Here is a 15,766-nt window from a genome sequence, read left to right as displayed (position 1 = left end):
TTTCAAATTATTTTGAAAGGCGATTTTTTTATTTTACTTGCGTTGCTACTTTTGTACCGAAAAGCTCTATCGATTTCATCATAATATCATGCGACGGATCGCCAATATCCATGTGCCCAAGAAATCTTGTTAATCCAAAAACTTCTTTCATTCGGTTAATTTTTTCAGCAACCTCTTCAGCATTTCCGATAAACAATGCGCCATCTTTGCTTCGTCCACCATCGTATTGCATTTTGGTATAAGGTGCCCAACCGCGACTTGCCCCTATTCTATCCATTTGTGATTTATAGGTTTCAAAATAATTTTCAATCACTTGCGGATTATCACTCACAAAAGTATGAGAATGTATGGCAATTTGCATTTCAGATTCTGGATGTCCAGCTTTCAAATACTCTTCTTTATAAAAATCAATTAATGCTTTGAACTGAAGTGGCATTCCACCAATTATTGCAACAATTAAAGGCAATCCTAATTTCGCAGCTCTTAATACCGATTCTGGCGTGCCCCCAACAGCAATCCAAATTGGAAGTTTTCCATCCTTAGTTGCGCGTGGATACACTGTTTGGTTGTGCATTGGCGCACGAAGTTGTCCTGTCCAAGTCACATTTTCCTCTGCATTTATTTTTAAAAGTAAATCTAATTTTTCCTCGAAAAGCTGATTATAATTAGACAAGTCATAACCATAAAGCGGGAAAGACTCAATGAAGCTACCGCGCCCCACAACAATTTCGGCTCGACCCTTTGATAGCAAGTCTAATGTGGCAAAATCTTCATAAACTTTAACAGGCTCTGATGAGCTTAAAACCGTTACGCCACTTGCCAATTTAATAGTCTTAGTCACGCTAGAAGCTGCTGCCAAAAGTATTTCTGGAGAAGAAACGGCATAGTCTGCGCGGTGATGTTCTCCTATGGCAAAAACATCTATTCCCGTTTGATCCATAAGCACAACTTGCTCAAGAATTTCGTTTAGTTTGTCGCTAGCATTTCTATATTTTCCGGTTTTGGAATCTATTGCCAAGTCTCCAAACATTCCTATTCCTAATTCCATATTCAATTATTTTTGACAAAATTACGATGCTTTTTTAGGCTTAACATTAACATACGATAAGAATGAAATTTGTAAAAATCTGAACATTTAAGAATGTCTTTGTGTTTATTTTTTAAAAAAAAACAATCGATTTTTTGCAGAATAGAATCTTTATTTGGTTTTAAGATTGGTAAAAATATTTTTGACAAGACCATCTGCAACAGAGATTTTCGGAACAAAAATCTGATGTATATCTGCCCACTGCATCACGTTATTAAAAATCTGAAGCGCCGGCACCAAAACATCTGCACGATCTTCACGAATTTGGTAGAATGACATTCTTTCCAAAACGCTCATTTCCTTCATGGTTTTATAATATTTTTTTAGTGCGCTTGCGGCCATTGCTTTACCATCTTTGGTTTTGCTTAAGGAGAAAATTTTATTGATGTTACCCCCAGATCCTATCGCCACAACATTATTTTTGCTAAGAATGTTACGTTTAATTTCAGATTTCATTTCGAACCACATATCATCTGTGACCAGACCTTGCAAAAGACGGATCGTCCCAATATTGAAAGATCTTTCATAAAGCATTTTTCCATTTTCGTAGAAGGTCAATTCGGTTGAGCCACCGCCAACATCAATGTATAGATAAGCGGATTTTTTGTCAAGATTTTCCTCAACGTGATTGGCATAAATCAAAGTTGCTTCTTCGTCACCAGAAATAATTTCAATATCAATATTGGCTTCTTTTTTTGCCAATTCTATAAGTTGATTTCCGTTCTTGGCATCGCGCATGGCACTCGTCGCACAAGCCCGATAATGCTCAACATGGTAAATCTCCATCAACTGATGAAAAATCTTCATAGAATTAATAAACATCTCTTTACGCTGCGGGCCAATCTCTCCAAGGTTGAAAACATCCATCCCTAGACGAAGCGGTATTCTCAAAAGATTGAGCTTTGTAAATGTGGCTTTGCCATTGACTTCTTGTACATCATTTATTAGAAGACGTGCGGCATTACTGCCTATATCGATAGCTGCAATTTTCATAATTTAAATCTAAAGATTTTTTAGATAATGGTAAATTTCTATTTGGGACCGAATTAATTTTTTCTCGTCACCTTTAACATATTCATTTCTAATATTTTTGTCAAGAACTCTGGCTTTAACATTATCTGCTAACTGAATTTCTAACATATGCTTGAGTTGTTTTTTAAGGTCATTTTGCAAAATTGGCGTTGCTGCTTCGATGCGATAATCCAAGTTCCGTGACATCCAATCGGCTGAAGAAAGATAAAAATCGTTCTTACCTTTATTATAAAAATACATAATTCTGGCGTGTTCCAGATATTCGTCAACAATGCTTATGGCATAGATTTTCTTTTTAAAACCTTTTTGATTGACTGCGCAATAAATCCCTCGAACAATCATTTTCATATCCACGCCAACTTCGGCAGCTTGGTATATTTTGGTAATCAAAATTTTATCACTCAAAGAATTGACTTTAATTATTATCTCCGCTTTGCGTCCAGCTTTCGCCTCTTCAATCTCGCGGTCGATGTGCCAAATAATTTTGTCCCGCATAAACTGTGGACACACCAATAAAGTTTTGCAACTTTTCAGAATTGCAGTTGGATCAGCTTTGGGCTTATTAAGAACGCTGAAAACCTTATTGATATCGGCCATTATGGATCGATTAGCTGTCATCAACATGCTGTCACCATAGATTTTTGCTGTTTTCTCATTAAAATTTCCAGTACTGACGAATCCATACTGAATGGTTTTATTGTTGACCCGTTTTTTGATGACGCACAATTTGGCGTGGATCTTTTTATTGGGGATTCCCACCAAAACTTTCACGCCTTCTAGCTCCAACCTTTCTTTCCATTGGAGATTGGCTTCTTCATCAAAACGTGCGCGCAACTCCAACATTACTGTTACATCTTTTCCGTTACGCGCGGCATTAACCAAAGCATTTATAATTTTGGAATTGCTCGCCAAACGATAGGCAGTCAACTGAATGGATTTGACATCGGGATCCATTGCTGACTCGCGCAACAAGTCGATAACTGGCGTATATGTATGATACGGAAAGGTCAACAAGATGTCTTTTTTGATAATAACATCTGTAACTCTTTCTTTATTATCGAAAGCCTGATGGGTAAAAGACGTTCTTTCAACTGGCTTTTCGTAAGCTTTAAAAACATCTGGAAAATCCATAAAATGTCTGAAGTTATGAATCTTTTGCCCCGGAATAATGCTGTCTTTTTTTGATAAATTGAGTTTTCGAATCAAAAATTCCAGAAGCGCTTTGTCCATTTCTTTATCAAAAACAAAACGTGTCGGCTTGCCTTTTCTTCGGCTTTTAATACCTTTTTCGATTTTGTCTGCCAAAGTTGTTTTGATGTCGTTATCCAAGTCGAATTCCGCATCTTTGGTTACTTTAAAACAATTTGCTTCAAAATCATCATAACCAAAATATGAAAAAATATGAGGCAGATTATAGATAATAACGTCTTCCAAAAGCATAACATTTTTCTCTGATTTGTTCTCAGTTGGAAGAATTACGAATCGGCTATTGGTCGTTGTGGGCACTTCTATGATTGCAAATTTGCTTTCGTACTGCCATTCTTTTCGACGCATTGCAACACCAATATACAAGCTTTTGTCTCGCATATAGGGCATGGGGACATTTTCGTGCAGCAAAATTGGGATCATATTACTTTCTATTTCTTCATCAAAATATTTTACCACAAAATCTTTTTGGGCTGCCGACAAGCTTTTACTGTCTTTAATAAAAACATTTTGTTTGGCCATTTCTTTTTGGACTTCTCGCCATGTTTTATCGAAATCCGACTGCTGGTCAATTACTATTTTGTTAATTTTTTGAAGAATTTTGGAAGGTGCTTCGTAAAAAGATTCTTGAATGACTTTTGTTTTAAAATCCATAGCTCTTTTCAGACCCGCTACCCTAACTCGAAAAAACTCATCAAGATTGTTGGAAAAGATTCCTAAAAAACGAATTCTGAGAGGCAAAGGCACTGTTGCGTCTTTTGCTTCTTGTAAAACTCTGGCATTAAAACCTAACCATGTTATATCTCTAGGATTGAATTGCTGCGCCATATTTGGATTTGATATGTTTCAAATTTACGTTTAATAAAAATAATTTTTAAATATTTATAATATTAAATTATTGCTTGCTGGTAAAAGGATATCGTTATTTAGCCCTTGTTTAATATAAGAAAAAAAATGATTCAAAATCTCTTACTACTTTTAATGACAAGCTTTAATTTTAAACCGAATTTAATAATAAGCATTTTAGAAAAGCCTGTCCTTTTTAATCATATTTAAAAATAAACAACAATCAAAACTGACAATTTGTCATTGAAAACCTCAATTTCTGTCATCAATCGGCTATGGCACAAAGATTGAGAATTTCTCATCAATAATTTAAAATTTAAAAAATAAAAATATGAGCAAAATAATCGGAATTGACTTAGGAACAACCAACTCTTGCGTTGCAGTAATGGAAGGAAAAGATCCTGTAGTTATCCCTAACGCAGAAGGGAAAAGAACAACGCCATCTATCGTAGCTTTTACTGAAGATGGTGAAAGAAAAGTTGGTGATCCTGCAAAAAGACAAGCAGTAACCAACCCTACAAAAACGGTTTACTCTATCAAAAGATTTATCGGAACGCACTTTAAAGATGACGCTTCGGAAATCACTAGAGTACCTTACAAAGTAGTATCTGGGCCAAATGATACTGTAAAAGTAAAAATAGACGATAGAGAATATACGCCGCAAGAAATCTCAGCGATGACGCTTCAAAAAATGAAGAAAACTGCTGAAGATTATTTGGGTCAAGAAGTAACCAGAGCGGTAATTACAGTTCCTGCATACTTCAACGATGCACAAAGACAAGCGACGAAAGAAGCTGGAGAAATTGCAGGTCTTAAAGTAGAAAGAATTATCAACGAACCTACAGCTGCAGCGCTAGCTTATGGTCTTGATAAAGCACATAAAGATCAAAAAATCGCAGTTTATGACCTTGGTGGTGGTACTTTCGATATCTCAATCCTTGATTTAGGAGATGGTGTTTTCGAAGTATTATCTACAAACGGTGATACACACTTAGGTGGTGACGATTTTGATGACGTAATCATCAATTGGTTAGCAGACGAGTTCAAAGCTGAAGAAGGTGTTGACTTAAAAGCGGATCCAATCGCATTACAAAGACTAAAAGAAGCTGCTGAGAAAGCAAAAATCGAATTATCAGCGTCTTCTCAAACAGAAATCAACTTACCGTATATTACAGCAACGGCTACAGGACCAAAACACTTGGTAAAAACTTTAACAAGAGCGAAGTTCGAGCAATTAGCTGCTGATTTGGTAAGAAGATCTATGGAGCCTTGTAAAAAAGCTTTATCTGACGCAGGTCTTTCTGCTAACGATATCGATGAGGTAATTTTAGTGGGTGGTTCTACACGTATCCCTGTTATCCAAGAAGAAGTTGAAAAATTCTTCGGTAAAAAACCTTCAAAAGGTGTAAATCCAGACGAAGTGGTAGCTATTGGTGCTGCGATCCAAGGTGGGGTTTTAACAGGTGATGTTAAAGATGTATTGTTATTAGATGTAACACCACTTTCTTTAGGTATCGAAACCATGGGTTCTGTATTCACAAAATTAATTGATGCGAATACTACCATCCCAACTAAAAAATCTGAAGTTTTCTCTACAGCGTCTGACAATCAGCCTGCAGTAAGCATCAGAGTAGGACAAGGTGAAAGACCCATGTTCAACGATAACAAAGAAATCGGTAAATTCGATCTTACAGATATTCCACCAGCACCAAGAGGCGTTCCTCAAATTGAAGTAACTTTCGATATCGATGCAAACGGTATTTTGAGTGTTTCTGCAAAAGATAAAGGAACAGGAAAAGAACAATCTATCAAAATTCAAGCATCTTCTGGACTTTCTGATGACGAAATCGAAAGAATGAAGCGTGAAGCTGAAGAAAATGCTTCTGCCGATGCTAAGAAAAAAGAAGAAGTTGAAGTTTTCAACAAAGCAGATGGATTGATTTTCCAAACTGAAAAACAATTGAAAGAATTTGGAGATAAACTTTCCGCGGACAAAAAAGCAGCAGTAGAATCTGCAGCAGCTGAATTGAAAACAGCTTTTGATGCTAAAGATTTAGAAGCTACAAAAACAAAAACTGAAGCTTTAGATGCTGCGTGGATGGCTGCTTCAGAAGAAATGTATGCTCAAGGTCAACAAGCTGATCCCAACGCTGGACAACAACAAAGTCATGCAAACACTGGTGCAGATGATGTACAAGATGCAGACTTTGAAGAAGTGAAGTAATTTTACAACAACCTTCAAAGTTTCTAAAACCTTGAAAGTTTAAAAATAGAATCCCTTCGTGAAAACGAGGGGATTTTTTGGTTAAAAAAGAATACTAATTCTATTTCAAGCTTTCAGTTTCAATAAATTCGTATTTCATTTTAGCTGTTCTCTTAATTCTTTTATTTTTTTGCCAGACTTAGTTGACAACTTTAAATCTATTGATTGTGTTTCTACAAAAATTTTCTTGCTATTAAAAAACACTCCTTTCTTTGACTCAGAGAATGCGGTAAATGAGGTTCAACTAAAACACATCACAGAATAAACTGAGGTTAAAGAAAAGTCCTAATATCATGATTAATCTTTGTGCACAAAAAAGTTAATTTTAAACAAATGCTGTTACAACAAAAAATCCCTTTCCAAAATTGGAAAGGGATTCTATAATCATAGCAAAGTATGCTAGTATCACACTTTAATTTCTACGTCTACACCTGAAGGAAGCTCAAGCTTCATAAGCGCATCCACAGTTTTAGAAGAAGAAGAGTAGATATCCATCAATCTCTTGTGAGCTGATAATTGGAACTGTTCTCTAGCTTTTTTGTTAACGTGTGGAGATCTTAACACAGTGAAGATTCTCTTGTTAGTTGGTAAAGGGATTGGACCGTTAACTACAGCACCAGTTGCTTTTACCGTTTTTACGATTTTCTCAGCAGATTTATCTACTAAATTGTAATCGTAAGACTTAAGTTTTATTCTGATTCTTTGTGACATTTTAATCTAATTTAAAATTAACCTTTAGCTTTAGCGATTACTTCTTCAGCAACGTTATTAGGAGCAGCTTCGTATTTTTCGAATTCCATAGAAGATGTAGCTCTACCAGAAGATAATGTTCTTAGTGTCGTTACATAACCAAACATTTCAGAAAGGGGAACGAATGCTTTGATAACTTTAGCGTTATTTCTGTCATCCATACCGTTTACAGTACCTCTTCTTCTGTTAAGGTCACCAACGATGTCTCCCATGTATTCCTCAGGTGTTACCACTTCAAGCTTCATAATAGGTTCCATGATAACTGCTTTTGCAGCTCTTCCTGATTCTTTGAATCCCATTTTTGCAGCTAATTCAAACGATAACTGATCCGAGTCAACCGCGTGGAAAGATCCGTCTTTAAGAACGACTTTCATTGCATCAACTTCGAAACCTGCTAATGGACCATTTTTCATAGCTTCTTTGAATCCTTTCTCAACTGAAGGGATAAATTCTTTAGGAATGTTACCACCTTTAATTTCGTTTACGAATTCAAGACCAGATTTACCTTCTTCTGCTGGACCAATAGTAAATACGATATCTGCGAACTTACCTCTACCACCAGATTGCTTTTTATAAGTTTCTCTGTGATTAGCTGTTGCTGTAAGCGCTTCTTTGTATTCTACTTGAGGTTGACCTTGGTTAACTTCTACTTTAAACTCTCTTCTCATACGGTCTACGATGATATCCAAGTGAAGCTCACCCATACCTGAGATAATTGTTTGACCAGAAGCTTCATCAGTTTTCACTGTGAAAGTAGGATCTTCTTCAGCCAATTTAGCTAAAGCGTTACCCATTTTATCTTGGTCAGCCTTAGTTTTAGGCTCAACAGCGATACCAATTACTGGATCTGGGAACACCATAGATTCAAGAACGATTGGGTTCTTTTCATCACATAATGTATCTCCAGTTTTGATATCTTTAAATCCTACAGCAGCACCAATATCTCCAGCCTCGATGTACTCGATAGGCTCTTGCTTGTTAGCGTGCATTTGGAAGATACGAGAGATTCTCTCTCTGTTATTTGATCTTGTATTCAATACGTAAGAACCAGCATCTAATCTACCAGAATAAGCTCTGAAGAATGCTAATCTACCTACGAATGGGTCAGTTGCAATTTTAAATGCTAAAGCTGAGAATGGTTCAGTTACTGAAGGTTTTCTTGTAACTGGCAAATCAGTCTTAGGATCTGTACCGTCGATCGCTTCTTTATCTGTTGGAGCAGGTAAGTAACGACAAACAGCATCTAGCATAAACTGAACACCTTTATTTTTGAATGAAGAACCACAAGTCATTGGAATGATACTCATATCCAAAGTAGCAGCTCTTAATGCAACATGAATTTCTTCTTCTGTAATAGAGTTTTCGTCCTCCATAAACTTCTCAAGAAGATTTTCGTCGTATGCAGCAATTTCTTCGATTAATTGACCTCTGTATTGTCTTACCTCGTCAACCATTTCAGCTGGGATTTCAACAATATCAAAAGTAGATCCGTGGTTTTCATCATGCCAAACGATTGCTCTGTTTTTCACTAAATCTACCACACCTTTAAAGTCGGATTCGTCACCAATTGGTAAAACGATAGGCACTGCGTTAGAACCTAACATTTCTTTAACTTGCTTACAAACATTAAGGAAATCAGCTCCTTGTCTGTCCATTTTGTTTACAAATCCCATTCTTGGAACTTTGTAGTTATCAGCAAGTCTCCAGTTGGTTTCAGACTGAGGCTCAACACCATCTACAGCAGAGAATAAGAATACCAAACCATCCAAAACTCTTAAAGAACGGTTAACCTCTACTGTGAAGTCAACGTGTCCTGGGGTATCGATGATATTGAAATGATAATCTTTTGCATCTGGAAGGGCTTTCCCTTGCTCTGTAGGGAATTTCCAATCTACAGTAACAGCAGCAGAAGTAATTGTAATACCTCTTTCAGCCTCTTGCTCCATCCAGTCAGTCGTAGCAGAACCTTCGTGAGTTTCTCCTAACTTATGGTTTTTACCAGAATAGAACAAAATACGTTCTGTTGTAGTTGTTTTACCAGCATCGATGTGTGCTGCGATACCAATATTTCTTGTTAATTTAAGATCTCTACTCATTGTCTTAATTAAAATTTAAAGTGAGAGAAAGCTTTATTAGCTTCTGCCATTTTGTGAGTATCTGTTTTCTTTTTATAAGCAGCACCTTCTTCTTTAGCAGCAGCAATAACTTCTGCAGCTAATTTCTGAGCCATAGATTTATCGTTTCTTGCTTTAGAGTACTTGATTAACCATTTCATAGCCATAGAAATTTTTCTATCTGCTCTGATTGGCATTGGGATTTGGAAGTTAGCACCACCAACTCTTCTAGAACGTACTTCTACGTGTGGCATAACGTTAGTTAATGCATCTTTCCAGATTTCTAGTGATGTTTTTTCGTTATCTCCTTTTTTGTTTTCAACGATATCTAGCGCATCATAAAAAATTTTGAATGCGATAGATTTTTTACCGTCTAACATTAGGTTGTTTACGAATCTTGTTACCAATTGATCATTAAATTTCGGATCTGGTAACAACGGTCTTTTTTTCGCTTTTGTCTTTCTCATTGCTTTTGTACCTTATTTAATGATTATTTTTTCTTACCTGTTGCAGCTGGCGCTTGACCTGGTTTTGGTCTCTTAGCTCCATACTTAGATCTTCTCTGTGTTCTTCCATTAACACCTGCAGTGTCTAATGCACCTCTTACGATGTGGTAACGTACTCCCGGTAGGTCTTTCACCCTTCCGCCTCTTACCAATACTATCGAGTGCTCTTGAAGATTATGTCCTTCGCCCGGGATGTAGGCGTTAACTTCCTTACCGTTAGAAAGTCTTACCCTTGCAACTTTTCTAAGTGCAGAGTTAGGTTTCTTAGGTGTAGTAGTATATACTCTTGTACATACTCCTCGTCTTTGTGGACAAGAATCAAGGGCAGCCGATTTGCTCTTCTTGGCAAGCGTGGCTCTTCCTTTTCTTACTAATTGTTGAATAGTAGGCATTTAATTGCTTTTATATTATAATTCAGGGTGCAAAAGTAATAATATTTTTTTAATTAACAACACATGCTATAAAAATTTAATATTCTTTCTCATTAAAAATCATTTGTTTAGGACAATATATTTTAAAAAACTTTTCATTTCTATTAGTGTTTTTATCTAGACTAACAATCCCTGATTTGTTCAGGTACTGCTTTTAGTAGCAAGAGAAAATTTAATAGTAACAAAAACAGGATTAATAAATATTCTATTCTTATTGACTTCCGTCCAAAACAATTTCGGAAGTGTACAAGACTTTAGACTTGTCTTGCACGGTATCGAATTTTAACCATTTTATTTTAGGATTAATCGTTCCAATAATAGACTGCTTGGTATCGCCCGCTTGCCCTCCCGTATGCCTGTATTGGAAAGTCTTTTTAATAATAGGGATATAATAGGTTGTCATTTCGCTCTTATTACTTTCGTTATTAAAACTATATTCCTTATCTATGAACATTGACATTTGTGGCTCAATCTGCTTGCGATTTTCGAAATAGCTTTCAGGACTTTTCAAACTATATAGCACTCCAAAACAAAAGAAAAAACAAGACAGTCTTACAATAATCTTATCCGATTTTCCCGTTTGAAAGAATAATATAAGGAACGAGAAAAACAAACATACATTGACTGCAGCTTGCATTCTTGTATTCATTTCTTCGATTTGTTGCGCCAGACTGGAAACAAAAAGACAAATTGCATATACGCCTGCAATGGTCCACAACAACATATGGAAATAAGAAGCAGTGGTATTTTTTGATTTTTTAAAATATTTGAGAAAATAAAGAAATATTGCAATATCAATCAGCATTAAAACAAATTGAAAGCCTATACTAAACATACTATTCGATGCTGGTTTTAGACCAATGTACGGATTAATCGCGTTGACAGTTCCTAAAACGCCTCTTAAAACACTAATTCCCAAAATCTCATGGGGCTGCCCTCTAAGATCTTCTCCTGTAAAACTTCCAAAAGAAATATAATTGAAGGCTAAATAACTTGCAATGCCCACTCCGGAAATTAAAAGAAATGAAAACAAAGTTGTGACCCGTTTGCGGTCTTTAGATTTTAGCAACATATACAGCGCGAATAAGCTTATACCCAAATACACATAAATGCCCGAATACCTTACAACAAACATCAATACCATAAGGAGCGACGCGAAAACAACATCTCTATATTTAAAAGAATTGCTTGTTAAAATTTGGTAGAAAAAGTAAATCAGAAAATACATTAAGAACAAAAATGGACCTTCCGAAATCGCAATAGCCATTACAAACAACAAGGTTTTTCCCATGAACAACAAAACCGTTTCTCTGAAAAAAAACTTTTTAAAATATGAAAACAAAAATACCGTCATAAGCATACTAACATTAAGAAGCTTATACGCCCAAAAGTAATCTTTAAACACCTCAAAGAAAGCCCTCAAAAAAATAGGATATCCCAATGGGAAAAGATCTGTCACGGGAGTAGGTAAATCCGCAGCGATTTCGAAGTAAGACAAACTATCCGCATAGACGCCGCCTGTTGGTAACAGAAAACTTTCTAACAGATTAACAATAACTACAATAACAGCAAGAATAACATATTTCTTCATGGAAAAGTCTAAAACCCGCAATATTAAGAATTTTCTCAAGAAATAAAACACAAGCCTTTGGATATAATTTTTCAAATTCTTAGAGATAGGCTTATCAGTTGTAACAAAAAAAATAAAACAAGTATTACATATAAAATATATATTTGCAAAAAACATTTAGCTTTTGAAAAAAACTCTACTTTTTCTACTGATTTCCAATTTTGTATGGGCACAATGGAGCATTTCTAACGCACAACGAAATGCGCTAATCAACATCTACAACACTACCAATGGCCCAGACTGGAACCGCACTTGGGATCTATCCAAAGATCCCAGAAACTGGTTTGGTATCAATATAAAAAACGGCGATGTCGTAGAAATTTCACTTAACAACAACGCCTTAAAAGGTGTTTTCCCGTCCAATCTTTCTATATTTTCGAAACTTCAAAAGCTAGACTTAAGTAATAACGAACTAAATGGCGAATTAGCAGGAAGCCTTGGCGGATTAACAAATCTAAAAGTATTAGACATTTCCCACAACCGCTTATCAGGCGATCCATCTTCCAAAATCACAAGCCTTACCAATCTTGAAGATCTTGGACTTGGTGGCAACCGTTTCGAAATTCCTAACATCAACCAAACGCTTCAGCCATTTACAAAACTGAAAAACCTTAACCTTTCCAATCTTCAACTAACCGAAGTACCAACAAGCTTATCGTCTTTTATAAACCTTCTACAACTCGACCTTAGCGACAACCAAATTACTTCTGGCTTCGACAGGCTTACAAATCTTTCAGCATTACAGGATTTTAATTTATCCAACAATCAATTAACAGCAGTTCCCAATGTTATTAATAGTTTCACACGTTTGATTAAACTAAACCTTAGTAAGAACAACATTTCAAACTATTCTAACATTGGCAATCTTAACAATCTTGAACAACTCAATATCGCCGCTAACAACCTTGAACAATTACCCGCAAAAATCGCAAGTTTTTCAAATCTATTAAATCTCAATCTGAGCCAAAATAAAATAAAATCGGGGCTATCAAACCTTATCCAACTGAAAAAACTCCAACAACTTTCGATTGACGAAAACGAACTTCGGGGAAGTTTTCCTTCGGAGTTGCTAAACATTCCGACTTTATTAATGTTATCCATACGCGACAATCATTTGGAAGGCGAACTTCCAACAAAGCTCCCCCCAGTTTGTGACCTTAGCAACAACAGATATACATCACAAGCACTACAAGCAAAATTCGCTTCAGAAAATTTCAATTACGACGGTTTTTATTATTCACCACAACGTTATGATGCGCCAGCAGAAGTGCTGGGCGTTATAGGACAACCCGCCTCTCTTCATCAATATTTAACAGGACCAGACTACAGCTTTACTTGGTTCAAAAATCTAGATGAAAACATGGACATTTCCACAGAAAACCTGTTTTTCAACGAAGTAACAACCGAAGATTTCGGATCCTACACTGTGGAAGCCTACACCTACAAACTGATTGGCAAAAATCTCATGCAACTCTCTTTGTTCCGCGAACCTATTAAGCTAACAGACAAACTTGGCATAGAAGATCCATCAAGAATTATCAAGATTTTCCCAAATCCTACTTCTGATTTCATCAATATTTTGGCAACCAACAAAAACATTGAAAGAATCTTCATTTATGATCTCAGTGGCAAGCAAATTATATCCACCAATTCTACAAGAATCAACGTTGCTCGACTTCCTTCGGGGGCCTATATCTTAAACATAAAAACCGACAACGGCTACAAAAACTTTAAATTTATCAAACAATAAAGGTTTAAAATTTCAATAAAAATTAGGAGCATGGCAAGTTGTCATGCTCTTGACTTTTCCCACCCGCTGTCCGCTATATCTTTCGTCTTGGCGCTCGGTCGGCTCCGCTACGCTCCGCCGCCTCACGCCAAGCCCAAAGGATGCCGCTTCCATCGGGGCTAGATTAAAACATTCAACATTCTTTTGACTAAAAATATTCTTCACAATATGATATTTCAGTAGCTTTGTATAAAACAAGCTTTTATGCAAGAAGTAAGACTTCAGTCTATATTAGATAATGATTTTTATAAAATTACGATGCAAAATGCCGTCGTAAAACTCTTTACCAACGAAGTCGTAAAATACGAATTCATCAATCGTGGCAAACACAACTTCCCCGAGGGTTTCGCCGAAGAACTGCGCAAAGCGGTTAATGACATGGCAAACCTCAAACTTACCAAAGAGGAAAAAGCCTACCTTAAAAAAACTTGCCCATACCTTAGCCTCCCCTACTTAGACTTTCTCGAAGGCTATCAATATGATCCTTCTGAAATAAAAATTGAACAACATGGCAACGACCTAAAAGTCAGCGCCGAAGGACTTTGGTACAGAACCATCCTTTGGGAAGTTCCGTTATTATCTTTAATCAGCGAGCTCCATTACGAAATGAACCACCTCGAAAGACAATCCAACCAAGAAGTTATCGACAAGACAGTGGAAAAAGCAAAACACCTTACAAAACTAGGCGTTTCTTTTGCAGAATTCGGGACAAGAAGACGCCATTCTTATCGCGTACATGGTCTGGTTATGGAAGCTTTGCTACAAGACAAAAACTCAACTTTCATAGGCACATCCAATGTGCATTTCGCTATGAAGTTTAATGTAAAACCCATCGGCACACACGCCCACGAGTGGTTTATGTTCCATGCAGCAGAATACGGCTTCAAGATGGCCAATTCTCTAGCCTTGGAACATTGGATTGATGTCTATCGCGGCGATTTGGGCGTTGCATTATCCGACACCTACACAACGGATGTTTTCTTCCAACAGTTTGACAAAAAGTTTTCAAAACTCTTCGATGGCGTGCGACACGATAGTGGTGACCCCATAGAATTTGCCGAAAAAACGATAAAACATTATGAGTCTCTAGGAATTAATCCGCTCTTCAAATACATTATTTTTTCAGATGGTCTTAATCTTGAAAAAGTGCACGAAATCACAAAGGCTTGCCGCGGGAAAATTGGAATTTCGTTCGGAATTGGAACCAATCTTACCAATGATGTCGGACTGAAACCTATGAACATCGTAATGAAGCTAATCGGCGTAAAAGGCATCAATAACGAATGGATCCCAACAGTGAAGCTTTCGGACGAAAGAGGAAAATATACAGGCGATCCAAAAATGATTGAACTCGCCAAAGAGTTTTTGAGAATTAAAGACTAATAGAATTAAAAAGTGAATTTGAGGCGCGAGCGAAGCGAGCGCCAAAAGAGCCTTGTTGTCGCAATATGCTGTATGCGTGAGCGATGATAGCGGATATCCTTTGGTATTCGGGGCTTCGGCTCCGCTCAGCCGCCGAATACCAAAGATAGCAGCGAACGTAGCGACCCGCTTGTTGTGGCAATGGACGCGCCAAGGAAAACAACGGGACACGCCCCAATTAAATATAAAAATCATGAAACATTTATCATTTAGTCTTATACTGTTTTTCTGTGCAAGCTTAAGTTTTGCGCAACACAAAAATTTTGATAAAAAACTAGCAGACTCTTTGTCCGCCGACAAATATGGCATGCGACCTTACGTCATTGTCATGCTAAAAACGGGACCTAACAAAATTGAGGACAAACAGAAAATGGATGACTTAATGCGTGGACATCTCGACAATATAGGAAAACTTGCAAAAGAAGGAAAACTGTCCGTAGCAGGTCCTTTCTTTGATAAAAACGATCGCGATTATCGTGGTATGTTCATCTTTAATGTCAAAACAACAGAAGAAGCGGACGCCTTGGTAAAAAGCGATCCTGCTGTAGCTGCTGGAGTCTTCAGCTATGAAAGTTTCAAATGGTACGGCTCCGCAGCTTTGCCAATGTATCTGCGTTATCACGACAAAATATCTCAGGAAAATCCATAGAAAAATCCCTCGCAAATGGAGGGATTTTTTAGTGAAAAATT

The 15,766-nt window shown here is 36.8% G+C and carries 12 protein-coding genes; 4 read left to right on the top strand and 8 right to left on the bottom strand.

All coding sequences use genetic code 11. The features are described from left to right. Positions 1-28: 28 nt before the first annotated feature. From ACVFVN_RS03335 to ppk1, 3 genes are all read right to left on the bottom strand, one after another. Positions 29-1,048, bottom strand: coding sequence for an LLM class flavin-dependent oxidoreductase (locus ACVFVN_RS03335; protein WP_456234167.1), 1,020 nt, complete (start codon positions 1,046-1,048; stop codon positions 29-31). A 150-nt stretch (positions 1,049-1,198) separates the two neighbouring features. Continuing rightward, a complete protein-coding gene (locus ACVFVN_RS03330) occupies positions 1,199-2,080 on the bottom strand; it encodes a Ppx/GppA phosphatase family protein (protein WP_456234166.1) in 882 nt (293 codons plus the stop codon). Between the two features lie 9 nt (positions 2,081-2,089). After that, positions 2,090-4,153 carry a polyphosphate kinase 1 gene (ppk1, locus tag ACVFVN_RS03325; protein WP_456234165.1) on the bottom strand — a complete coding sequence of 688 codons (2,064 nt, stop codon included), beginning with the start codon at positions 4,151-4,153 and terminating at the stop codon, positions 2,090-2,092. 349 nt (positions 4,154-4,502) lie between these two features. Between ppk1 and dnaK the strand changes: the two genes are divergently transcribed. Continuing rightward, positions 4,503-6,395 (top strand): molecular chaperone DnaK, encoded by a 1,893-nt coding sequence (dnaK, locus tag ACVFVN_RS03320; protein ID WP_456234164.1) that lies wholly within the window; start codon positions 4,503-4,505, stop codon positions 6,393-6,395. Positions 6,396-6,839: 444 nt separating this feature from the next. Here the strand turns inward: dnaK and rpsJ are convergent, their stop codons facing one another. The 5 genes from rpsJ to ACVFVN_RS03295 all read right to left on the bottom strand — a co-directional run bounded on the left by rpsJ (position 6,840) and on the right by ACVFVN_RS03295 (position 11,826). Continuing rightward, a complete protein-coding gene (rpsJ, locus tag ACVFVN_RS03315; RefSeq protein ID WP_002661363.1) occupies positions 6,840-7,145 on the bottom strand; it encodes a 30S ribosomal protein S10 in 306 nt (101 codons plus the stop codon). 17 nt (positions 7,146-7,162) lie between these two features. Continuing rightward, the gene (gene fusA, locus ACVFVN_RS03310) at positions 7,163-9,280 is read right to left on the bottom strand and encodes an elongation factor G (protein WP_165135957.1); all 2,118 of its coding nucleotides are present in this window, start codon (positions 9,278-9,280) and stop codon (positions 7,163-7,165) included. A gap of 8 nt (positions 9,281-9,288) precedes the next feature. Next, positions 9,289-9,765, bottom strand: a complete 477-nt coding sequence (gene rpsG, locus ACVFVN_RS03305) for a 30S ribosomal protein S7 (protein WP_079667158.1) — start codon at positions 9,763-9,765, stop codon at positions 9,289-9,291. 23 nt (positions 9,766-9,788) lie between these two features. After that, positions 9,789-10,196, bottom strand: coding sequence for a 30S ribosomal protein S12 (rpsL, locus tag ACVFVN_RS03300; RefSeq protein WP_165135954.1), 408 nt, complete (start codon positions 10,194-10,196; stop codon positions 9,789-9,791). A 250-nt stretch (positions 10,197-10,446) separates the two neighbouring features. Then, complete coding sequence (locus ACVFVN_RS03295; RefSeq protein ID WP_456234163.1) at positions 10,447-11,826, bottom strand: hypothetical protein; 1,380 nt, start codon at positions 11,824-11,826, stop codon at positions 10,447-10,449. Between the two features lie 163 nt (positions 11,827-11,989). Here ACVFVN_RS03295 and ACVFVN_RS03290 point away from each other — a divergent pair, with 163 nt between their 5' ends. The 3 genes from ACVFVN_RS03290 (at position 11,990) to ACVFVN_RS03280 (ending at position 15,725) form a co-directional block, all read left to right on the top strand. After that, positions 11,990-13,615, top strand: a complete 1,626-nt coding sequence (locus ACVFVN_RS03290) for a T9SS type A sorting domain-containing protein (protein WP_456234162.1) — start codon at positions 11,990-11,992, stop codon at positions 13,613-13,615. A 243-nt stretch (positions 13,616-13,858) separates the two neighbouring features. Continuing rightward, positions 13,859-15,037 carry a nicotinate phosphoribosyltransferase gene (pncB, locus tag ACVFVN_RS03285; protein WP_456234161.1) on the top strand — a complete coding sequence of 393 codons (1,179 nt, stop codon included), beginning with the start codon at positions 13,859-13,861 and terminating at the stop codon, positions 15,035-15,037. Positions 15,038-15,269: 232 nt separating this feature from the next. Then, complete coding sequence (locus ACVFVN_RS03280; RefSeq protein ID WP_456234160.1) at positions 15,270-15,725, top strand: YciI family protein; 456 nt, start codon at positions 15,270-15,272, stop codon at positions 15,723-15,725. The last annotated feature ends 41 nt before the right edge of the window (positions 15,726-15,766 follow it).

It is taken from the genome of Soonwooa purpurea, assembly GCF_053891095.1.
This window is presented reverse-complemented; position numbering and strand designations above follow the sequence as displayed.